Genomic DNA, 22,586 nt, shown 5'->3' on the forward strand with positions numbered 1-22,586 from the left:
AAGGAAATGTCTCCTCCATCTTCTGTTGCGCATCAGAAATTAAAACATCATGTTCACCATGAATGTTTGCGTGCTTTTAAAACCGCTATTCCTTTAATCATTAGTTTTATTCCGTTTGGAATGATGTTGGGTGCCCAAGCGAAAATTAAAGATATGAGTTGGCTAGAATTGGTTTTGATGTGTGGTATCAATTTTGCGGGTGGGTCTGAATTTGTGGCGATTGGATTATGGCAACAAACGCCACCCTTGTTGTTAATCGTCTGTATGACGTTGTTGGTAAATTGTCGTCATATATTAATGGGGGTCACAATGATCCCAATATGTCGCAGGCAGCCCGTGCGCAAGATGCTGCTTTCTTTCTTTTTATTATGTGATGAAACATGGGCGCTATCGTTACAAGACAGCTACCGCAGGATGGAAGAGGGCTATCGTGAACCTTTCAGCTATCCTCATTACATCACGATCGCGGTTTCCTTTTATATTACATGGATCATTACAGCACTTTTAGGAATCATTATTGGACCCATGTTGGGGGATTTGACGCAATATGGATTTGATATGGCGTTTCCAGCTGTGTTTATTGTGTTACTAAGAGGGATGTGGAATGGATGGCGCCGAGGCATTCCTTGGATTGGCAGTTTGTTTGTGGCTTGTGCTGTTCATCTTTTAATTCCTGGGCAATGGTATGTGATAGCAGGTGCAATAACGGGATTATTAATCGTATTATGCTTACCCCCAAGCTTTTTCGAGGTCGATCATGCATGATAGTTTGATTAATCATCATGCATTTTTGACGATCTTATGTATGGGGCTGGTGACTTATTTAACGCGGATCAGTGGTTATCTTTTGTTAAGAAACAAAAATTACCCTCGATTAATAAGGGTCTTAGAAATATTGCCAGGATGTGTGATGATTTCTTTGGTTGCGCCTATCTTTGTGACAGGCAAATTGTCTGATTTCATCGCAGCGATTTTAACCATTTTAACAGCAATGCGTTTTTCGTTTTTAGTTACATTAATTGTGGGGATTGGATCAGCAGGGATATTACGACATTTTTTACCAATGGTTTTACATTAGGTATATTAAAAGAGATTTATATTGAGATATAAATCTCTTTTAATAAAAGGAACATTTAATTTCAGTATTCTATGTAATTATTTAACGTCAGTATTTTTAATTCATGCAATGGCATGGTTACCAAAATGATTATTTTGTGAAGTGATGACATTGCCTTGTATCAACTCTTGTAGTTTTTCGAATGCTCTTACTTCAATTTGTCGAATACGCTCTCTTGATATATTGTACACTTGAGAAAGCTCTTCAAGGGTAGCAGGCTTTTCTTTTAATCTCCTTTCTACTAAGATTTCTCGTTCTCTTGGCTTTAGAGACTTCATCGCTTCTTGCAACATATTTTTGCGGTTTGATAGTTCTTCTTGTTCAGCATAGCTTTCCTCTTGGTTGCTGCTTTCATCAATCAACATGCTTTGCCATTCGTCATAGTCATTATCATTCCCAATAGGTGAGTTCAAACTATGATCGTGTGTGCTAAGGCGTTGGTTCATGTTTTGCACTTCTGTTTTAGGCACGCCTAGAGATTTAGAAATCATTTCGAGTTGTTCAGGATTTAAGTCATTTTCACCCAAGGCTTTGATTTGGCTTTTCAAACGGCGTAGGTTAAAGAATAATTTCTTTTGCACTGCTGTTGTACCGATTTTAACCAAAGACCAACTATGTAAGATATATTCTTGAATAGCCGCTTTGATCCACCAAATAGCGTAGGTTGTGAAACGAAATCCTTTTTCAGGGTCAAAGCGTTGAGTTGCTTGTAACATCCCGATATTGCCCTCGCTAATCAATTCGTTCAAAGGCAGACCGTAACCTTTATATCCAGATGCAATTTTAACAACCAATCTTAAGTGGGCAGTAACCAAGCGATGTGCAGCTTCAATATCCCCCTCATCTTTCCATTTTTTTGCATATTCATATTCCTGCTCTGGTGTTAAAAGTGGAAATTTGCGTGTATATTGCATATATTGAGCAAGGTTCGTATCCGGAGATACTTTTAACATTGTAGACACCATAAGCTTAAGCTCCTTTATGATATTAACTTTGCTGTTGCAAAATCGTTTGATAGGTCTTTTTAATTATTCGTGTACGACTTTATTTGGTCGCTTTTATTTTTGATTGAGTAATTATCACTCAATGATTATTTTCTATCAGACCAAATTAGTCCTGTCAAAAGAAATACGTCTTTTTTTTTTCTTTTTCATCGAAAAAATCGATTTTAGATCGCAATAATATTCATCGTTAATAAATTATATTGCACAGACTTGTATTGGAAATTGGTATATGGCACATAATAAAGACTTTGTTAATAAAAAATTAACGAAAAAAATTATAAATTTTTAACAATTTGTAACGTTTTGATAGTGGTAAAATGATTCGTTGCGCAGCGAATCGAAGTTTCTTTAGAATTTATTTTGATTGTTTTTATTTGTCATCATTATGAATTTTTTCAATTACACGATTTTATGAATTGACATATATTTTGTACATCAATTCTTGCATATCTGGGGGCAGGTCACTTTCAAATTGCAAATATTGCCCAGTGATTGGGTGGGTGAATCCTAAATAGGTTGCATGCAGTGCTTGGCGTGGAAAGTCCAAGGCGCTATTCTTTTGTTCTTGTGGAATATGTTTAGAGATTGCAGGGACGCGCTTTAAATAAACAGGATCACCAATCAAGGGATGTCCTTCTTTTGACAGATGAACGCGAATTTGATGCGTGCGTCCTGTATCCAGTTTACATTGGATTAAACTGATGGCAGGATTAACGATTTTTAGAGTCTTGTAATGGGTTCTGGCAAATTTTCCACCGCGTTTGACAACAGCCATTCTTTTGCGATCATAGGGATCGCGACCTATATTGCCCTCGATGCTGCCATTGGCAGGATTTAACACGCCCCAACATAACGCAAGATATAAACGATCAATATTTCGGTTGGCGAAATCTTCCGATAGTTTCGTTAATGCCTGCTCGGTTTTCGCAACAACAATGATGCCTGATGTATCTTTATCCAAGCGATGCACAATCCCTGGACGTTTTTCTCCACCGATACCCGTCAGTTGGTTACCACAATGGGCAAGTAATGCATTAACCAATGTGCCATCTTCATTCCCTGGTGCTGGGTGGACAACTAATCCTGCGGGTTTGTTAATGACAATTAAATCATGGTCTTCGTATAAAATATCAAGTGCAATATATTGAGCTTCGACAATATAAGGCTTGGCGGCTGGAATAGATAATTCGATATGATCCCCTTCTTTGACAGAAGTTGATGGGTCGCGAACGATTAAATGATTGCGTTGACACAATCCTTGCTCTATTAGCGATTTAATACGAGATCTGGAATAGTCATCGCATGTTTGGGCAAGGAAACGATCAAGACGGATATTATTGTTTTCTTTTGCAACGAGGGCTACAATAGAAGACTCAATCGTAGTATTTATATCAGACATAGAGAAAGTTCCAAAAAAAGAGATGAATATGCCGCCAGAACAAACAACAGAGCCTTTAACACCAAAAAATAAAGGAATGTTAGCATTAGTTATTTTCCTAGGGGTGTTGATTATTATTGCGACGACAGTTCTGATTTTTGTCATTGTCAGTCGTATTCTTCATAAAAATGATCACCCAGATGTCGCCAATGTCACAAGCTCTGCACCCTCTATTACCCGTCCAGTCAGTGTTTTACAAGAGCCTAATGGCACCCATATTACCCAAGTGTTCCGCCAATCGGATCAAACCATGGTTATTTCGCTCAGCGGTGGTGGGTTGCCTGATCGTGTGATTCTTTGGGATGTTGCCAATCAACAAAAATTATCTGAAGTGAAGTTATCTGAAATCCCATCTTCTGGGCAATAAAGCTGATATTCAATAATAAAGAGCGTTTGAATTGATCTATTTTGTATAGTTATCGATTTTGTCACGCTCTTTCATAGATTATATTTCAGCCAATGCACGGTGATATACCGCATCCAGTAATGTCATTGCTTGTTTTAAAGATTTAATTGTTGCTGGAAGATTGAGTGTTCCGTTTAGGTTAGTTTGACGATAATTTTTTTCAAAGCGAGCTAAAGACATATTTTTTTCCAGAACGACCATTCTTTTTTAATAAAATATTGTGCTGTTGGGCTTCGTCTAATACGATTTTTTGTAAAGCGATGTAAAAGCCTTGCCAACAATGTTGATCCCATTGATTTATTTTTTCTGTTAAGTATTTATTTATATTATGATCGATTTCGTTTAGCTTGTTATAAAAATCAACAAGAATATCGTTTTTTCTTTCAGAGGATGGCGAGGTAATATATTCTTTTAAAATTCTTAACATATTTTCTCTGGTATAAATTGTATATCCAGCAGCATTAACTTTGTTATAATTTCCTTGCTCATGCATTTTAAAATAGACTTTATGGATATGCTCTGTGTTATATTCTTTTTTAATTATTTCAGCATATCTTTCTAATTGATTAGAATGCTCAGAACTGAAAATCTTATCTTCTATAATAATTATTTCTTGCTTGTTAATAATGACTAAAACATCGATGTTTTTCTATTGTCGCTTTACTTCAATTGTTTGAATATTTAAATGATGATCTTTTTTGATTAAAGAGTGAATAAATTGCAAGGCGCAATGATATAAATCGTGATTAATTGATTTATATTGCGGGTCTGCCCAGCTTACTAACCAAGCAAGAAAAGCGTCTTGCGATAATTCAGATGTTGCCCAATGAAAAATATTAAGTGTATTGATGTTTTGCATTTTATGACAACATTCAATTCGCAAAAGATTATTTTCCTAAATCGTAATAAATTTAAACTTATTTTACAATCTATTTATCAAAGTTATAGAAATATTGATTTTACAACGAATTAAAATCATCATAATACAGCAATTAAATATTTCATAAAAGATCATAATATATCATACTCTTTAAATCAAAATAATCTAAGAGTGATAACGAATATGGTTCATTCTTCTTTACCTTCATCTGAATTCTTACATGATTTAGCAGAGATTGCTGAAAAAATATTTTGCAAATTTATCTGAAGACTCATGAATTTGAGATCGATACCAAAGTTAAAAAGGGTGTTCGCTTTGATCCTATGACGAATGTTGATCGGGATACAGAGTTAGAGTTATTATTGTAATAATTGCATAGAAAACCTCTTTTTTAGGTTCTTAGTAGAAATAATGATTATAATTGACAACTTTTAGGAATTGGTCGCGTTGTTTACAGTGATATGGAATATTACTGTAATGACCATGCATAGAAAAACGAAGCTTACGCTGTATCATCGAGAGGAGATATGGCGATTATATCATCAAGAGAAAGTGATGATAACGGATCTGGCTAAGCGTTTTATGGTCAGCAGACCTACGATTTATGTTGTATTAAGGCGAGCTCGGTTGCAATTATTTGTGCCGATGTCCAGCACAAATGAGCGTTATAAAACGATCAAATATGGCATTAAACGCCTTGCTAAGATTGAAAAAACACTTGAGGACAAGCTCAGACGGCAAGCCAAAAATATAACAACTCTTATCCTGGGGAGATGGTGCATGTTGAGATTAAACGGCTTCCTTTGTTGAAAAATGAGACTAAACAGCAAACTCGGGAGTATCTTTTTGTAGGTATTGATGATTTTTCTCGAGAACTCTATGCAGGGATTTACAACGATAAATCTCAGTTTAGTGCAGCTCAGTTCCTACAAGACGATGTGCTGGTTCAATGCCCTTATACGATCGAATGTGTTTACTCTGACAATGGCAGAGAATACCAAGGAACGCTTGAACATCTGTTTGTTAAATCTTGTTATACCAATCGGATTAACCAGAAATTTACCAAGCCAGCTTGCCCTCAAACCAATGGCAAAGCAGAGCGCGTCATTCGCACACTCATGGAAATGTGGCATGAGCGTGAATTGTTCGTCAATGCTCAAGATCGAAAGTTAAAGTTGAAACGATTTATAAATTATTATAACATTGTTAAACCCCATAAAGGCATTCAAGGAAAAACACCCTATGAGGTCTTAAATGGTTATTTTAAACAAAATCTGTAAACAACCGCGATCAATTCTTACAATTAATAGTTAATAATTAAACCACAAAATCATCAGATTTAATCGTATCTTCACGTTCTGGACTGGTGGAGATAACCGCAACTTTAACTCCAGTTAACTCTTCAATACGGTTAATATAATTATTGGCAGCATCGGGCAGCCCATTACGGCTTCTGACCCCGTATGTGCTTTGATCCCAACCTGGCATTGTTTCATAAATTGGTTTTAAGCGTTTTTGAGCTTCTAAGGTATAAGGGAAACGATCAGTTTTTTGACCGTCCAACTCATATCCAACACAAATTTTAATTTCTTTTAACCCGTCTAAAACATCCAGTTTCATGAGGGCTAATCCATCCAAACCACCCACTTGCACGGCCCGTTTAACCAATACGGCATCAAACCAACCACAACGACGTGGACGACCTGTTACCGTACCAAATTCATGACCTTTTTCACCTAAGAATTGACCCACATCATCGAATAATTCTGTTGGGAAAGGTCCAGCACCAACACGCGTCGTATAGGCTTTGGCAATCCCCAAAATATATCCCCCTGCACGAGGACCCGTGCCACTGCCAACCCCTGTTTGTGCTGCAACAGTATTAGAGCTGGTTACGAAAGGATAGGTACCATGATCTACATCCAACATGACTGCTTGGGCACCTTCAAACAAAACAAATTTATCTTGTTCCAAAGCATTCGCGAGCAATTCAGGAACATGCGCCATAAAAGGTAAAACCTTTGGTGCGATATCGGCTAAATAAGTCAAAATTTCTTCTTTGATAAAGGTCTTTTCACCCAAAGAAGCCAATAACGCATTATGATGAGCCAATAATTCATCCAAACGCCAATCAAGCGTTTCAGGTTCCGTCAAATCACATAAACGAATAGCACGACGCGCAACTTTATCTTCATAAGCTGGACCAATTCCACGACCTGTTGTGCCGATTTTCTTATCACCGCGTGCTTTTTCACGCGCTTGGTCCAATGCCACATGAGAAGGTAAAATTAACGGGCAATTTTCAGCCACTTTTAAGAAGTCAGGCGTAATATCAATATGTTGTTCTTTAAAACGTGCGATTTCATTCAACAAAGCCTGTGGGTCAACCACAACGCCATTTCCAATCACGCTTGTTTTTTTACGCACAACACCAGAAGGCAACAAAGAAAGCTTATAACTTTCCCCATCAATTACCAAAGTATGCCCAGCATTATGCCCCCCTTGGAAACGAACCACGACATCTGCACGACTGGCTAACCAATCGACAATCTTACCTTTTCCTTCATCACCCCATTGAGAACCTACGATGGTAACACTGGACATAAAATTTTTCCCTATCCAATTATATAAAAATCAAACCAAACAAACTTTAAACCGAAACTGGCTGTAATGCGTTATCTTGCAAAATATAATGACAGTTTAAACGACGTGCTTCGGTCAACACATCTTCGTCCGCAGTCAATCCCATAATTAAAATATACCCATCCTGACGCAGACGACGCACTTCTTCTATTGTATATCCAAATGGCACAAATACACGTTCCCGTTGGAAACAATCATCATCATTAATCAACGGCAATAACAGATCAGGGCGCAACGTCAACCCACATGCAGGCTCACCATTATTAGATAAATAACGACCCCCACGCCCAACTTCACCACTAATTCCATTCATATACACCGAAAAGCACAAACCCGTATGATAATTCCAACCACGAAATTCAACGGGATCAATAGTCAGTTGTAATTCGGGATTATGTACTTTGACTGCTTGCACGACAGTAAATAAACGATCTAATAATTGCTGTGAATCTGAGGGTAAATCCAACCCTTTTAACATCTCTATTGCACGATCTGCTGGACCTGCGGCTTGTAACATGGTTATTAAAACACTCGCAAGATTGCCACCATATTGCTGAACCGCAGCAACGTCTTTACGATCCAATGCACGCATCAATAATTTAGTTTGTTGTTCGTCAAAATCTTCGCCTTGAATAATGCTATTTGCCAATTGTGGCATCATTAAATCAATTGAAATTGGTGGCAAAAGGTCTTCTACACTCATAGCCTCAGCAGTCACGATAATAATTTCTGCGTCCGCTTGAGGGCTATCAATCCCAATAATCTCTATCCCAGCTTGTAAAATTTGTCGCGCAGCATTATGTTTGGCACCACTGACCAACACACAAGGTCCGGCATAAGATAAACGCAACGGACGGGGAGAGTTGACCAAACGTGTTGCCGCAATACGCGCAATTTGTGGGGTAATATCTGGACGTAACCCCATCATATAATGGGTTTCAGGATCCATCACGCGAAATGTTTGTTCTGCAATTCCTGACCCCGCATGAGATAACAGGCTTTGCTCAAATTCTAACAAAGGGGGACTGACCCGTTCATACCCATAATCAGAAAATGCATCAATCATCCATTGAACGATGCTATCCTCACTCTCGGCATGTGGAGGTAAAAGATCACGAAAACCAATAGGTAGCAGCGCATTGCTTATCTCTGAATTATCAATCATAGGGTCTTGCTTTACGTTATTTTATTAAAAGACGACTAAAATATATTAATAGGTAGATTTAACCAAGGCAAATGCCCAGTCCAACCATGGCAATAATAATTCAATATCTGAACTTTCAACCGTTGCCCCACCCCATATACGCAAACCCAACGGGGCATCACGATAGCTGGCCAGATCATATCCTGCTTTTTCATCCGCAAGGTGTTTGATTATTTTTGAAAAAGCAATTTTTTGTTCTGTATCATTCAACCCAACAAACCACGGATCAACAATTTTTAAACAAATTGAGGTATTAGAACGCAATTCCTTTTTGCTAGCTAAAAACTCAACCCAAGGCGTTTGTGCGACCCATTGTGCAATCAAGGCTAAACTTTGATCGCAACGTTTTTTTAGTCCTTGTAATCCACCAACAGATTGCGCCCAACGCAATCCATCCAATGCATCTTCGACACATAACATAGAAGGCGTATTAATTGTATCCCCTTCAAAGATTTTATCATTCAATTTTCCTTGTTTTAACAAACGGAAAATCTTTGGTAATGGGCGTAATTGTTCTGTTTCTTCTAAACGTTTTACCGCATTCGGGGACAACGCAATCATGCCATGAGCAGCCTCGCCCCCTAATGCCTTTTGCCAAGACCACGTGACAATATCCAGTTTAAACCAAGGCAAATCCATCGCAAAAGCAGCAGAGGTCGCATCGCAAATGATTAACCCATCATGATGTTGTGGAATGAAATCATCATTTGGAATTTTGACCCCAGAGGTCGTTCCATTCCAAACCATGACCACGTCATGATCCCAATTAATTTTATTTAAATCAGGCAAATCGCCATAATCAGCTTGATGTATCGTTGCCTCTGGTAATTTTAATTGTTTGACAACATCAGTCACCCATTCGGCTGAAAAACTGTCAAAAGAAACCATTTCAACGGGGCGTGATCCTAGCAAAGCCCATAATGCCAATTCAACTGCACCTGTATCGGATGCGGGAATAATACCTACCTTCCAATCTTGTGGAATTCCCAGAATATCGGCTGATAAATCAATCACGTCTTTTAATTTCTGACGCCCTTCTGTCGAACGATGAGAACGACCAACCAATGCATCTTGTAATACATCTAAATTCCAACCAGGACGTTTTGCACATGGTCCAGAAGAGAAACAAGGATTATTTGGTTTTTGATGGGGTTTTGGGGGTATATTTGAAATTGTCATTGACATCAGAGCTCACAATTACATCACGCATATTCATATTATATAATATGCAATTTGGTGCGAAAGGGGGGATTTGAACCCCCACGCCTTGCGGCGGTCGATTTTGAGTCGACTACGTCTACCGTTCCGTCACTCTCGCTTATGTAATTCTCTTAACAGATATTCATATCAAAAGACAATGTTCTTTTAAAAAAAAACAAGAAAAATTGCAAGCGTTTTTATTTATTATCTTTAAAAGTTGTTTTCTTATAATAATAAATTAAGTATTTTAAATACATTTAAAGTGGTATATACTATTATTTATATATGGTTAAATGATAATAAACTATATATAAATATATATTTTACAACCTAGCCTATATTTTATTTTTTTATTATAATTAAAAAAGATTTAATTATGAAAAAATTATCAAAAAGCAGATGTTTTTGTTAAAAATACTGCTAAAACACTTGATAATTTATATTATCCAAAATTTCACATTGCCGCAGAATCAGGTTGGATTAACGATCCAAATGACTTGATTTATATCGACGGCACCTATCTTTTCGGACTTGTTGCAAATTGATTTTATTGAGTTTAACCTGTAAGTGCCTGACCGATAATTAATTTGAGTGATTTCAGTTATTTATGATTCTCTGTTGTTAGCACAACGACGGAGGCTCAAATGACGTGGACCAAAAACACTCGCAAGCAATATGAACGCAACTCAATGCGCTATGCAAGCGATAGTTCAGACAATGAATGGTCAATTATAGAACCGTTTCTTCAACGCTACAGTTCCGTTGGGCGTCCATGGACGCATAAGCCGCATGATATATGGGATGCTGTGCAGTACATCGTGTCAACAGGTTGTCAGTGGCGAGCACTTCTGAAATAATTTCCGCCTTACTCGACGGTACAACATCATTTCTACAATTGGCGCGACAACGGTCTTTTGGTCTTGATCGACGAGACTTTGGTGGAAGCAAAACGCATTCTTGAAGGGCATAGTCCTTTACTAACAGCGGATATTATCGACAGCCAGTCGGTGAAAACGACTGAAAGCGGCGGTTCGCGCAGTTATGATGCTGGAAAGAAAATCAAGGGGCGCAAGCGCCATATTCTGACCGATACAGCAGGCAACTTGCTGACAGCTATTGTGCATAATGCTGACATTCAGGACCGCGACGGTGCTACTCACGTCATCGAGCTAGCTAAAGGGAACTATCCCTCCATGATAAAGTTCTTTGCCGATGGAGGCTATGCAGGAGACAAACTCGCAACCGCTGTGGCGCATATTAAAGACTCCTCCATTGAGATAGTTTGTCGTTTGGACTGTATGAAAGGCTTCGTTGTTATCGCTAAAAGATGGGTGGTAGAGCATACTTTCTCATGGCTCAACCGCTGTCGGCTATTGGCAAAAGATTGGGCAGCCACTCTTGCTTTGTCCGAAACACGGGCCTTCACCGCTTCAATCCGAAAAATGACACGAGCTATCCCGCAACGCTTACAAAAATAATTATAAGTCAGACTCTAAGACGATAGCGTAAATACCAGTTGATCGCTTGAATAATCATCAAGCCATTTAAATGACGATCTTTAAAATCATCCCTAGATCTTAATATAAGCTTGCTATAGATACCAATAGACATAAATCAATCCTAAATATAAATAGTCAAATTCATATCTATATCACACTAAAATACATAATATAAATTTGCGGCAAGACCGTGCTGACGCTAAAATTACTGGAACACAGATTAAATCAAACTAATCCCATTCAATCCGTTTGGGCTAAAAATAAAAAGATCTTAAAATGCGTATACAATCTATGCCCATATTCATCGGTATCCTGTGCGGTTTAAGTGCCAACCTAATTTGGGGATTAGCGTTTTTAATTCCCGTGCTTCTTCCCAGCTCGGATTCAGTAGCTCTGGCCTTAGGCCGTTACCTGGTCTTTGGTGTATTATCTGCCTGTATTCTTATTGCACAAGGTCGTAAGGGAATACGCGGTATTAGTTGGCGTATATGGATCACAGCCCTGTTGTTCGCTTTTGCTGGACATTTAGGGTATTACTTCTTCTTAGTTCAGGCCATAACTCATGCAGGTACCACTATCGCCACAGCGATTATTTGCACCCTACCAGTTACCATCGCACTTACTGGCAACTGGATACGCAAGGAGTTTTCGTTCCCACGCTTGTTTGTTCCACTCAGTTTCATTATTATTGGCTTGACCTTAGTTAACATTATAGAGGCAGGGGCAGCAAACAATATTAAAGGTAATCACTTAGATTTGGACCTATTAATTGGCACTGTTTCAGCATTAATAGCACTAACCTTGTGGACTTCATATGCAGTGGCCAACGCAAGTTTTTTACGTAGGCATCCCGATATCTCATCGTCTACTTGGTCAACACTTATGGGAGTGAGTTCACATATTATGTCCCTACTCGCACTACCAATCGCTATTGGCTCTGGTGCAATACATATTAATGGAGCAGACAACTTACTGCCGCTAATTTTTGCTGCATTGGTAATAGGAATAATAGTGTCTTGGGTTGGTACATTGCTCTGGAATCGCGCTTCTGGGTTATTACCTATCTCTATTGCGGGGCAGATCGCAGTAGTCCAGACGATCGCTGGGATGGTCTATGGTTTTGCTTGGTTCCATCATATGCCCCCCCCTAGAGCTATTAGGGATTATTTTGCTTATTGGTGGCGTAATATTAGCTATTAAACGTACGTGCAATATTCCAAGACCTACACTAACAAAAACTGATATTTAAAGTTATTAACGGTCTTGTCACAAATTTAGAATTAGATTGTATTAAATGTAAGAATTGGTCGTGTTGTTTACAGATTTTGTTTAAAATAACCATCTAAGACCTCATAGGGTGTTTTTCCTTGAATGCCTTTATGGGGTTTAACAGTGTTATAATAATGAATAAATCGTTTCAACTTTAACTTTCGATCTTGAGCATTGACGAACAATGCACGCTCATGCCACATTTCCATGAGTGTGCGAATGACGCGCTCTGCTTTGCCATTGGTTTGAGGGCAAGCCGGCTTGGTAAATTTCTGGTTAATCCGATTGGTATAACAAGATTTAACAAACAGATGTTCAAGCGTTCCTTGGTATTCTCTGCCATTGTCAGAGTAAACACATTCGATCATATAAGGGCATTGAACCAGCACATCGTCTTGTAGGAACTGAGCTGCACTAAACTGAGATTTATCGTTGTAAATCCCTGCATAGAGTTCTCGAGAAAAATCATCAATACCTACAAAAAGATACTCCCGAGTTTGCTGTTTAGTCTCATTTTTCAACAAAGGAAGCCGTTTTGTATCGACATGCACCATCTCCCCAGGATAAGATTTGTTATATTTTTTGGCTTGCCGTCTGAGCTTGTCCTCAAGTGTTTTTTCAATCTTAGCAAGGCGTTTAATGCCATATTTGATCACTTTATAACGCTCATTTGTGCTGGACATCGGCACAAATAATTGCAACCGAGCACGCCTTAATACAACATAAATCGTAGGTCTGCTGACCATAAAACGCTTAGCCAGATCCGTTACCATGGCTTTCTCTTGATGATATAATCGCCATATCTCTTCTCGATGATACAACGTAAGCTTCGTTTTTCTATGCATGGTCATTACAGTAATATTCCATATCACTGTAAACAACGCGATCAATTCCTACAATTTATATATATCAAATACATTTATTTTATATTTAAATTTTGTTGATTTATTTTTATATTGTTATAATTTTATTATATTAATAATATTAAACCAAAGGAGTTGAAAATGGGAACTATTGCTAGTGATATTGCTTCGAAAACCGCTAATATGAATAAAGACCAAGCCTTAGAATTTCTGCATAATAATTTAAATAATTTACCATTTAACCCCGCTTATGACGGGGGGGATGGATGGAAACAAATAATGGAAATTAATGTGCTTGAGGGATGGGGTTATAAAAATGCTATAGATTTATTTAATGATGTTAAAAGTTATAAAAAAGATCATGATAGTAAGAGAAATACAAATAATGATTTTCTTACTGGTGTTGAAGCCATCAAAAGAGACCCTCTTGTTATTGATTTAAATAAAAACGGTATTGAAACGACATCTTCTGATAAAGGAACAAGTTTTGATTTTGATGGTAATGGGGTAAAAGACGGGACAGGTTGGATTAACTCTACCGATGGTATTTTGGTTATGGATCGCAATGGAAATGGTATCATTGACGATGGTTCTGAATTATTTGGCATCGATACAGTTAAAAGTAATGGGCAAAAGGCTACCGATGGATTTGATGCTTTGCGCGATCTTGATAGTAATCATGATGGTATTTTTGATGCAAAAGACGAGGCTTTTTCAAAAGTTAAAGTATGGCAAGATTTGAATCAAGATGGTATTGCACAAACTGATGAGTTAAAATCTTTATCTGACTTAGGAATTGCTTCCATCTCTCTGGATAGTCAAAAAACAAATATCCAAAGCAATGGAAACATTATTTCTCAAAAGTCAACAGTTACTTTTACTGATGGTTCAACATCTGTTGCAGGGAATGTAGATTTAGCTATTAATCATTTTTATGATCAGTTTGGTGATGATATTGCTTTAGACGAAACTACTTACAATCTGCCTTATATCTCAGGTAGTGGTGCTGTTAGATCATCTTTACAAGCAAGTATGCTTAGTGAAACATTTAAAAATGATTTGATTACGTTTAAGTCTGTTAGTCGCAGCGAACGAACAAATATGTTGGATAAATTAATCCAAGATTGGGCTTCAACATCTTCTTATAAAACGATTGATGATAAGTTATCTGACTTAGGAAAAGATATTAAATTCTCATATTCATGGGATAACACACAAACCCAACCAACGGACTCTCAACTTGCAACAAAAGAATTATTTGATCATATTCAAGTATTGGAAGCCTTTAATGGCAGTGATTTTTTTAAATTTGAAGTTATTAACCAGACAGATACCTCATATACTTTACGTATTCATGTTGGAAAAACAGTAAGAGACATCAGATATTCAAATACAGATACAGTGGTCATTACAGAAGAGAATTTAAGTTTAATTAATGAACAAATTACTCCTATGATGAATGCTTATGAAAATTTAAAACACTTTACATATCGTTCAGCTGTGTCACAAGCATACCAAATATCTGATTATGCCATATATTTATCACCAAGTAGCGATGGAAATACATTTAATATTTCTTTTGATAATATTCAAAGAGTATTTAATGGACAATTACAGGCAGACCCTGTAAATGCTATTTTAAATTTATTGGATTTAAAAGGAACAGGATCTTTAGATATAGATACTATTCAATCTATTGACCAAACATATAAAACTGCATTTACCAGTTTAAATAGTGATCAATATGAGCAATTATATCAATCACTTAATGAAATATCGTTAACGGATGATATCACCTTCGGAGCGAATAAATTATCAGGTAGTAATGGTAATGACTTCTTATTAAGTAGCACTGGTAATGACAATCTTTATGGTGGCAATGGGAATGATATCCTCATTGGTGGTAAGGGTGATGATTACCTAGAAGGTGGAAATGGGTCAGATACCTATATCCTGTCCAAAGGCGATGGCAATGATATTATTGCTAATTATGATTATTCTACTGGTCGTAATGATGTCGTTAAGTTCACCAATATTGCCTCAACAGATGTCAAATCCGTTTCTGTGAAGAATAATGACCTTGTTATTCGTTATGGAGAAAATGATAGTGTTACCGTAAAAGATTATTTTTATGGTGCTAATTATAAAATCAATGCATATCAATTTACTGATAAAACACTAACGAATAATGATATAACCGCATTGTTAGAAACGCATATCGAAGCAAGCGATTATAGTGGTAGAAATTATTCTTTTGGTAACGGCAATAATCAAGTGACTGCAGATATCTATGCTAATATTTATACAGGTAGTGGCAATGATGTAATTAAGACAGGAGATAAAGGCAGTTATGTTCAGGCTGGTGCTGGGAATGACAAGTTCTATGGTGCTGCTGGTAATGATACAGTCTATGGTGATGACGGTAATGATACGCTAGATGGTGGTGCTGGTAATGACAATCTTTATGGTGGCAATGGGAATGATATCCTCATTGGTGGTAAGGGTGATGATTACCTAGAAGGTGGAAATGGGTCAGATACCTATATCCTGTCCAAAGGCGATGGCAATGATATTATTGCTAATTATGATTATTCTACTGGTCGTAATGATGTCGTTAAGTTCACCAATATTGCCTCAACAGATGTCAAATCCGTTTCTGTGAAGAATAATGACCTTGTTATTCGTTATGGAGAAAATGATAGTGTTACCGTAAAAGATTATTTTTATGGTGCTAATTATAAAATCAATGCATATCAATTTACTGATAAAACACTAACGAATAATGATATAACCGCATTGTTAGAAACGCATATCGAAGCAAGCGATTATAGTGGTAGAAATTATTCTTTTGGTAACGGCAATAATCAAGTGACTGCAGATATCTATGCTAATATTTATACAGGTAGTGGCAATGATGTAATTAAGACAGGAGATAAAGGCAGTTATGTTCAGGCTGGTGCTGGGAATGACAAGTTCTATGGTGCTGCTGGTAATGATACAGTCTATGGTGATGACGGTAATGATACGCTAGATGGTGGTGCTGGTAATGACAATCTTTATGGTGGCAATGGGAATGATATCCTCATTGGTGGTAAGGGTGATGATTACCTAGAAGGTGGAAATGGGTCAGATACCTATATCCTGTCCAGAGGCGATGGCAATGATATTATTGCTAATTATGATTATTCTACTGGTCGTAATGATGTCGTTAAGTTCACCAATATTGCCTCAACAGATGTCAAATCCGTTTCTGTGAAGAATAATGACCTTGTTATTCGTTATGGAGAAAATGATAGTGTTACCGTAAAAGATTATTTTTATGGTGCTAATTATAAAATCAATGCATATCAATTTACTGATAAAACACTAACGAATAATGATATAACCGCATTGTTAGAAACGCATATCGAAGCAAGCGATTATAGTGGTAGAAATTATTCTTTTGGTAACGGCAATAATCAAGTGACTGCAGATATCTATGCTAATATTTATACAGGTAGTGGCAATGATGTAATTAAGACAGGAGATAAAGGCAGTTATGTTCAGGCTGGTGCTGGGAATGACAAGTTCTATGGTGCTGCTGGTAATGATACAGTCTATGGTGATGACGGTAATGATACGCTAGATGGTGGTGCTGGTAATGACAATCTTTATGGTGGCAATGGGAATGATATCCTCATTGGTGGTAAGGGTGATGATTACCTAGAAGGTGGAAATGGGTCAGATACCTATATCCTGTCCAGAGGCGATGGCAATGATATTATTGCTAATTATGATTATTCTACTGGTCGTAATGATGTCGTTAAGTTCACCAATATTGCCTCAACAGATGTCAAATCCGTTTCTGTGAAGAATAATGACCTTGTTATTCGTTATGGAGAAAATGATAGTGTTACCGTAAAAGATTATTTTTATGGTGCTAATTATAAAATCAATGCATATCAATTTACTGATAAAACACTAACGAATAATGATATAACCGCATTGTTAGAAACGCATATCGAAGCAAGCGATTATAGTGGTAGAAATTATTCTTTTGGTAACGGCAATAATCAAGTGACTGCAGATATCTATGCTAATATTTATACAGGTAGTGGCAATGATGTAATTAAGACAGGAGATAAAGGCAGTTATGTTCAGGCTGGTGCTGGGAATGACAAGTTCTATGGTGCTGCTGGTAATGATACAGTCTATGGTGATGACGGTAATGATACGCTAGATGGTGGTGCTGGTAATGACAATCTTTATGGTGGCAATGGGAATGATATCCTCATTGGTGGTAAGGGTGATGATTACCTAGAAGGTGGAAATGGGTCAGATACCTATATCCTGTCCAGAGGCGATGGCAATGATATTATTGCTAATTATGATTATTCTACTGGTCGTAATGATGTCGTTAAGTTCACCAATATTGCCTCAACAGATGTCAAATCCGTTTCTGTGAAGAATAATGACCTTGTTATTCGTTATGGAGAAAATGATAGTGTTACCGTAAAAGATTATTTTTATGGTGCTAATTATAAAATCAATGCATATCAATTTACTGATAAAACACTAACGAATAATGATATAACCGCATTGTTAGAAACGCATATCGAAGCAAGCGATTATAGTGGTAGAAATTATTCTTTTGGTAACGGCAATAATCAAGTGACTGCAGATATCTATGCTAATATTTATACAGGTAGTGGCAATGATGTAATTAAGACAGGAGATAAAGGCAGTTATGTTCAGGCTGGTGCTGGGAATGACAAGTTCTATGGTGCTGCTGGTAATGATACAGTCTATGGTGATGACGGTAATGATACGCTAGATGGTGGTGCTGGTAATGACAATCTTTATGGTGGCAATGGGAATGATATCCTCATTGGTGGTAAGGGTGATGATTACCTAGAAGGTGGAAATGGGTCAGATACCTATATCCTGTCCAGAGGCGATGGCAATGATATTATTGCTAATTATGATTATTCTACTGGTCGTAATGATGTCGTTAAGTTCACCAATATTGCCTCAACAGATGTCAAATCCGTTTCTGTGAAGAATAATGACCTTGTTATTCGTTATGGAGAAAATGATAGTGTTACCGTAAAAGATTATTTTTATGGTGCTAATTATAAAATCAATGCATATCAATTTACTGATAAAACACTAACGAATAATGATATAACCGCATTGTTAGAAACGCATATCGAAGCAAGCGATTATAGTGGTAGAAATTATTCTTTTGGTAACGGCAATAATCAAGTGACTGCAGATATCTATGCTAATATTTATACAGGTAGTGGCAATGATGTAATTAAGACAGGAGATAAAGGCAGTTATGTTCAGGCTGGTGCTGGGAATGACAAGTTCTATGGTGCTGCTGGTAATGATACAGTCTATGGTGATGACGGTAATGATACGCTAGATGGTGGTGCTGGTAATGACAATCTTTATGGTGGCAATGGGAATGATATCCTCATTGGTGGTAAGGGTGATGATTACCTAGAAGGTGGAAATGGGTCAGATACCTATATCCTGTCCAGAGGCGATGGCAATGATATTATTGCTAATTATGATTATTCTACTGGTCGTAATGATGTCGTTAAGTTCACCAATATTGCCTCAACAGATGTCAAATCCGTTTCTGTGAAGAATAATGACCTTGTTATTCGTTATGGAGAAAATGATAGTGTTACCGTAAAAGATTATTTTTATGGTGCTAATTATAAAATCAATGCATATCAATTTACTGATAAAACACTAACGAATAATGATATAACCGCATTGTTAGAAACGCATATCGAAGCAAGCGATTATAGTGGTAGAAATTATTCTTTTGGTAACGGCAATAATCAAGTGACTGCAGATATCTATGCTAATATTTATACAGGTAGTGGCAATGATGTAATTAAGACAGGAGATAAAGGCAGTTATGTTCAGGCTGGTGCTGGGAATGACAAGTTCTATGGTGCTGCTGGTAATGATACAGTCTATGGTGATGACGGTAATGATACGCTAGATGGTGGTGCTGGTAATGACAATCTTTATGGTGGCAATGGGAATGATATCCTCATTGGTGGTAAGGGTGATGATTACCTAGAAGGTGGAAATGGGTCAGATACCTATATCCTGTCCAGAGGCGATGGCAATGATATTATTGCTAATTATGATTATTCTACTGGTCGTAATGATGTCGTTAAGTTCACTGATTTAAATTCAAATCAATTATACTTTTATAAAAACAATAATGATTTGATGATCAAAAATACCGACACTACAGATACTATTGCTATTCAAGATTGGTATAATGGATCTAATTATCATATTAATGACTTTTTAACTCATGATAATAAAATTTTATCTGAAAATAAAATAGATCAATTAGTCAATATAAGTAAAAACTATTTTTCAGTTACAGAAAACAACACCGCAATATGTAGTAATCAAGAACAATTTAATACTGAAATAAAAAGTATTTATGTAGATAAAATATAGAAATAAGGCTCGTCTTTGTATTTAAAGGCGAGCCTTACTATATAAAAAGGTCTTGTTACAAATTTATAATTGACTAGTATATCCTACAAACTTGGGAGTTGCTATAGTTTGTGGCTTGGGCTATTTCTTTAATGGTAAGCCCAGGTTTCTTAAAATCAACAACTTTTTGATGACGCTCTAAATCAGTTTTGTCGCAAATATTGAATGGTGCTGTAATTAACCATAAAGCTAGTTAATTCCTACAGGTTAAACTTAATACAATCAATTTGCGACAAGATTGTTTCAGGTATATGTTTATTTTTACGTAAACAAACAGATAATGATGGAAATTTAATGAATTACTCTGATTACACTTTTTTCTGGGGGCATAAAGAGGATGCTGTGCATCCAGAATGTAGTCAATTTTATAAAAGCTCTTTTGTGATTAATGGGATTGAATTTAATTGCACGGAACAATGGATGCATTGGAAAAAGGCTATGATCTTTGGGGACCAGGCAGTTGCACAAAAAATCCTGCTGGCAAAATCTCCTTTTGACCAAAAGAAGTTAGGGCGCGAAGTTTCTAATTTTAATGCAACATTATGGGGTGCAGTGTCAGTAGATATTGTATTTCGTGGAAATATTGAGAAATTTTCTCAGAACCCAGAGCTTTTAAAGCGGCTTTCATTGTCACAAGGCACTTTGTTGGTAGAAGCCTCACCGTATGATACAATTTGGGGAATAGGTTTGGATGCTTCTGATCCCAAAGCCTTACATCAAGATCAATGGCAAGGACAAAATTTATTAGGCAATATTGTCACACGAGTTAGGGATATTTTATGTGGTGTGCTATAAAAGCGAATCAAAGGGTTAAAATTATTTCTGTGCGTGTCTGACAGAGAAATAATCAACAGGTTTTTAAAAAGGCATCATGATGAGTAAAGATAAAAAAGATTTTGGAATCAAAGAAGAATATGAATACGAACTGCCAGGTCAACCGTTAAATCCTTCTGATGAACCATTGGGGAGGTCTTTTTTTTCAAATCCTTCTGACGTTCCTGCTGATGCTAAATATCTAAATACCGATGAATATACGAATTTAGGGTATTTAAAATATTGGCTGGTTGCTTGTGTCGTGATGCTTGTCTTGGGATTAACGTTTGAGTTTGGAATATTGGGTAAAGATGGAAAGGAAGGACCTTTATGTCAGTACCTTCCTAAAAATAAAGTTTGTTATTACATGGCAGGTGTAGCCCCAAAACCAGCTAATCCTGCGCCATCTTCTGTAAAGTAAAAACTATTCTTCAGTCTTTTCTTGTGGTTTATTAGCTCTTTGGATGGTTAATCGCTTAATCACCGGTACCATTAATTCTGTAATGTCTTGGTATGCTTTTGCAGCCACGCTGTCTGGGTCTTGAGCAACGATTGGAACGCCTGCATCTGCGCCGCTACGAATGGCTTGAATTAATGGAATTTCACCCAAGAAAGGGAATCCTAAGGTTTGCGCTTCATTTTTTGCACCATTTTCCCCAAAAATATAGGTTTTTTCATTACAGCATGGGCAAGAGAAATACGCCATATTTTCAATAATTCCTAAAATAGGGGTTTTGGATTTTTGAAACATAGCGATTCCTCGTCTTGCATCTAGTAATGCAACATCTTGAGGGGTGGAAACAATAATTGCACCATCAATTTGAACCGTTTGTGTGAGGGTTAATTGAACGTCGCCTGTGCCAGGAGGGGTGTCAATCAAGAGAACATCAAGTTCTCCCCATTTAACATCGGATAGAAGTTGCTTCACAGCCCCCATCACCATTGGTCCACGCCAGACCATAGCTTGTTCTTGTGGAACCAGCATTCCAATAGACATTGCTGAAATTCCCCAAGCGGTCATGGGTAATAATTTGTGGTTAACGACTTCTACTTGACCTTCAAGCCCTAGCATATGTGGAACAGAGGGACCATAAATATCAGCATCCATTAATCCCACTTTTAATCCTTGCTTGGCAAGGCTGACAGCAAGATTAATGGCAGTGGAAGACTTTCCAACACCGCCTTTGCCAGAGGCAACGGCAATAATGCAGCCAATAGATTGTAAGGTTTCAATTGGACCATTATTATTCGGTTTAGCGTGTAGATGCTTATGGGGCTGTTTCCAAGTAGGGTCTGCATTCTTTCCTTGGGCAGTATTGGCAGGTTGCCGAGGGGGGAAAACCAAACGTTTGCTTGATGCTGTTCCTGAATTTAAAAATACACGGGCTTGGGTAATATTTTCGAGTTGTTGTAAGTGTTGCTCTATTTTTGCTCTTAAAGGTTCAGCAGCATCGGGTGGAATCGTCGAGACATTTAATGTTAAATGAACTTTTTGACCTTGAATGGTTATATTTTCAATAATATTGGCATCTAATAACATTATATCAGGCGCCCAAGGAAGGGTAAAATCAGATAAGGTCTGTTTAATGGTTTGCTGATCAATTGAATTTGGGCTAGTCATAGATATGCTTTCTAAAGATGACAATAGGAATAAAGACGATCATAAAGGATCCTTGAAAATAATATATAACAATTTTTAAAAAGTTTTTTATGATTATTTTTAAATTTCCTTTA

Annotated in this window: 21 protein-coding genes, 1 tRNA gene and 1 pseudogene; 11 read left to right on the forward strand and 12 right to left on the reverse strand. The window is 37.2% G+C overall.

Features of this window, described 5'->3' with window-relative positions; all coding sequences use genetic code 11:
• Window positions 1-6: 6 nt before the first annotated feature.
• On the forward strand, window positions 7-765 hold the full coding sequence (locus QJV33_RS08170) for an AzlC family ABC transporter permease (protein WP_281462862.1): 759 nt from the start codon (window positions 7-9) through the stop codon (window positions 763-765).
• A complete protein-coding gene (locus QJV33_RS08175) occupies window positions 758-1,078 on the forward strand; it encodes an AzlD family protein (RefSeq protein WP_281462863.1) in 321 nt (106 codons plus the stop codon). The genes QJV33_RS08170 and QJV33_RS08175 overlap by 8 nt, the downstream gene beginning before the upstream one ends.
• Before the next feature lie 101 nt (window positions 1,079-1,179).
• Here QJV33_RS08175 and rpoH read toward each other — a convergent pair whose 3' ends face one another.
• Window positions 1,180-2,082: an RNA polymerase sigma factor RpoH gene (gene rpoH / locus QJV33_RS08180; protein WP_281462864.1), complete on the reverse strand. Its 903-nt coding sequence runs from the start codon at window positions 2,080-2,082 to the stop codon at window positions 1,180-1,182.
• Window positions 2,083-2,530: 448 nt separating this feature from the next.
• On the reverse strand, window positions 2,531-3,520 hold the full coding sequence (locus tag QJV33_RS08185) for an RluA family pseudouridine synthase (RefSeq protein WP_281462865.1): 990 nt from the start codon (window positions 3,518-3,520) through the stop codon (window positions 2,531-2,533).
• Window positions 3,521-3,548: 28 nt separating this feature from the next.
• Between QJV33_RS08185 and QJV33_RS08190 the strand changes: the two genes are divergently transcribed.
• Window positions 3,549-3,926 carry a hypothetical protein gene (locus QJV33_RS08190; RefSeq protein WP_281462866.1) on the forward strand — a complete coding sequence of 126 codons (378 nt, stop codon included), beginning with the start codon at window positions 3,549-3,551 and terminating at the stop codon, window positions 3,924-3,926.
• 78 nt (window positions 3,927-4,004) lie between these two features.
• Here the strand turns inward: QJV33_RS08190 and QJV33_RS08195 are convergent, their stop codons facing one another.
• From QJV33_RS08195 to QJV33_RS08205, 3 genes are read right to left on the reverse strand one after another with little or no spacing between them, the layout of a single operon-like run.
• Complete coding sequence (locus QJV33_RS08195) at window positions 4,005-4,145, reverse strand: hypothetical protein (protein WP_281462867.1); 141 nt, start codon at window positions 4,143-4,145, stop codon at window positions 4,005-4,007.
• Window positions 4,126-4,608 carry a PD-(D/E)XK nuclease family protein gene (locus QJV33_RS08200; protein ID WP_281463405.1) on the reverse strand — a complete coding sequence of 161 codons (483 nt, stop codon included), beginning with the start codon at window positions 4,606-4,608 and terminating at the stop codon, window positions 4,126-4,128. Before QJV33_RS08200 ends, QJV33_RS08195 begins: the two co-directional genes overlap by 20 nt.
• A gap of 6 nt (window positions 4,609-4,614) precedes the next feature.
• Entirely contained in the window at window positions 4,615-4,824 is a 210-nt protein-coding gene (locus QJV33_RS08205) for a hypothetical protein (protein ID WP_281462868.1), read from the reverse strand.
• 498 nt (window positions 4,825-5,322) lie between these two features.
• On the opposite strand from QJV33_RS08205, the gene QJV33_RS08210 reads away from it, so the two are divergent.
• Window positions 5,323-5,655: a hypothetical protein gene (locus QJV33_RS08210; protein ID WP_281462869.1), complete on the forward strand. Its 333-nt coding sequence runs from the start codon at window positions 5,323-5,325 to the stop codon at window positions 5,653-5,655.
• Window positions 5,619-6,125: an integrase core domain-containing protein gene (locus tag QJV33_RS08215; protein WP_281462870.1), complete on the forward strand. Its 507-nt coding sequence runs from the start codon at window positions 5,619-5,621 to the stop codon at window positions 6,123-6,125. Before QJV33_RS08210 ends, QJV33_RS08215 begins: the two co-directional genes overlap by 37 nt.
• Window positions 6,126-6,162: 37 nt before the next feature.
• Here the strand turns inward: QJV33_RS08215 and QJV33_RS08220 are convergent, their stop codons facing one another.
• From QJV33_RS08220 to QJV33_RS08235, 4 genes are all read right to left on the reverse strand, one after another.
• Window positions 6,163-7,449, reverse strand: a complete 1,287-nt coding sequence (locus tag QJV33_RS08220) for an adenylosuccinate synthase (RefSeq protein WP_281462871.1) — start codon at window positions 7,447-7,449, stop codon at window positions 6,163-6,165.
• A 46-nt stretch (window positions 7,450-7,495) separates the two neighbouring features.
• A complete protein-coding gene (locus QJV33_RS08225) occupies window positions 7,496-8,653 on the reverse strand; it encodes an ATP phosphoribosyltransferase regulatory subunit (protein WP_281462872.1) in 1,158 nt (385 codons plus the stop codon).
• A 45-nt stretch (window positions 8,654-8,698) separates the two neighbouring features.
• Window positions 8,699-9,877 carry a phosphoserine transaminase gene (locus QJV33_RS08230; RefSeq protein WP_281462873.1) on the reverse strand — a complete coding sequence of 393 codons (1,179 nt, stop codon included), beginning with the start codon at window positions 9,875-9,877 and terminating at the stop codon, window positions 8,699-8,701.
• A gap of 49 nt (window positions 9,878-9,926) precedes the next feature.
• Window positions 9,927-10,010: transfer RNA gene (locus QJV33_RS08235), tRNA-Leu, on the reverse strand.
• A 340-nt stretch (window positions 10,011-10,350) separates the two neighbouring features.
• Here QJV33_RS08235 and QJV33_RS08240 point away from each other — a divergent pair.
• Window positions 10,351-10,437: a hypothetical protein gene (locus QJV33_RS08240; protein ID WP_281463406.1), complete on the forward strand. Its 87-nt coding sequence runs from the start codon at window positions 10,351-10,353 to the stop codon at window positions 10,435-10,437.
• Between the two features lie 99 nt (window positions 10,438-10,536).
• A pseudogene (locus QJV33_RS08245) lies at window positions 10,537-11,370 on the forward strand (IS5 family transposase).
• A 7-nt stretch (window positions 11,371-11,377) separates the two neighbouring features.
• On the opposite strand, the gene QJV33_RS08250 reads toward QJV33_RS08245, so the two are convergent.
• Window positions 11,378-11,503 (reverse strand): hypothetical protein, encoded by a 126-nt coding sequence (locus QJV33_RS08250; RefSeq protein ID WP_281462874.1) that lies wholly within the window; start codon window positions 11,501-11,503, stop codon window positions 11,378-11,380.
• Window positions 11,504-11,667: 164 nt separating this feature from the next.
• Here QJV33_RS08250 and QJV33_RS08255 point away from each other — a divergent pair, with 164 nt between their 5' ends.
• Window positions 11,668-12,591, forward strand: coding sequence for a DMT family transporter (locus QJV33_RS08255; protein WP_281462875.1), 924 nt, complete (start codon window positions 11,668-11,670; stop codon window positions 12,589-12,591).
• A 116-nt stretch (window positions 12,592-12,707) separates the two neighbouring features.
• Here the strand turns inward: QJV33_RS08255 and QJV33_RS08260 are convergent, their stop codons facing one another.
• A complete protein-coding gene (locus QJV33_RS08260) occupies window positions 12,708-13,511 on the reverse strand; it encodes an integrase core domain-containing protein (protein WP_281462876.1) in 804 nt (267 codons plus the stop codon).
• Between the two features lie 153 nt (window positions 13,512-13,664).
• Here QJV33_RS08260 and QJV33_RS08265 point away from each other — a divergent pair, with 153 nt between their 5' ends.
• The 3 genes from QJV33_RS08265 to QJV33_RS08275 all read left to right on the forward strand — a co-directional run bounded on the left by QJV33_RS08265 (window position 13,665) and on the right by QJV33_RS08275 (window position 21,273).
• Window positions 13,665-20,000: a beta strand repeat-containing protein gene (locus QJV33_RS08265; RefSeq protein ID WP_281462877.1), complete on the forward strand. Its 6,336-nt coding sequence runs from the start codon at window positions 13,665-13,667 to the stop codon at window positions 19,998-20,000.
• A gap of 333 nt (window positions 20,001-20,333) precedes the next feature.
• On the forward strand, window positions 20,334-20,834 hold the full coding sequence (locus QJV33_RS08270) for an NADAR family protein (RefSeq protein WP_281462878.1): 501 nt from the start codon (window positions 20,334-20,336) through the stop codon (window positions 20,832-20,834).
• Window positions 20,835-20,913: 79 nt separating this feature from the next.
• Window positions 20,914-21,273, forward strand: coding sequence for a hypothetical protein (locus QJV33_RS08275; RefSeq protein WP_281462879.1), 360 nt, complete (start codon window positions 20,914-20,916; stop codon window positions 21,271-21,273).
• 3 nt (window positions 21,274-21,276) lie between these two features.
• Here QJV33_RS08275 and QJV33_RS08280 read toward each other — a convergent pair whose 3' ends face one another.
• Window positions 21,277-22,473 (reverse strand): P-loop NTPase, encoded by a 1,197-nt coding sequence (locus tag QJV33_RS08280; RefSeq protein ID WP_281462880.1) that lies wholly within the window; start codon window positions 22,471-22,473, stop codon window positions 21,277-21,279.
• Window positions 22,474-22,586: the final 113 nt, after the last annotated feature.

The sequence above is a fragment of the Commensalibacter nepenthis genome (genome assembly GCF_029953305.1).
In the GTDB taxonomy this organism is placed as follows: Bacteria; Pseudomonadota; Alphaproteobacteria; order Acetobacterales; family Acetobacteraceae; genus Commensalibacter; species Commensalibacter nepenthis.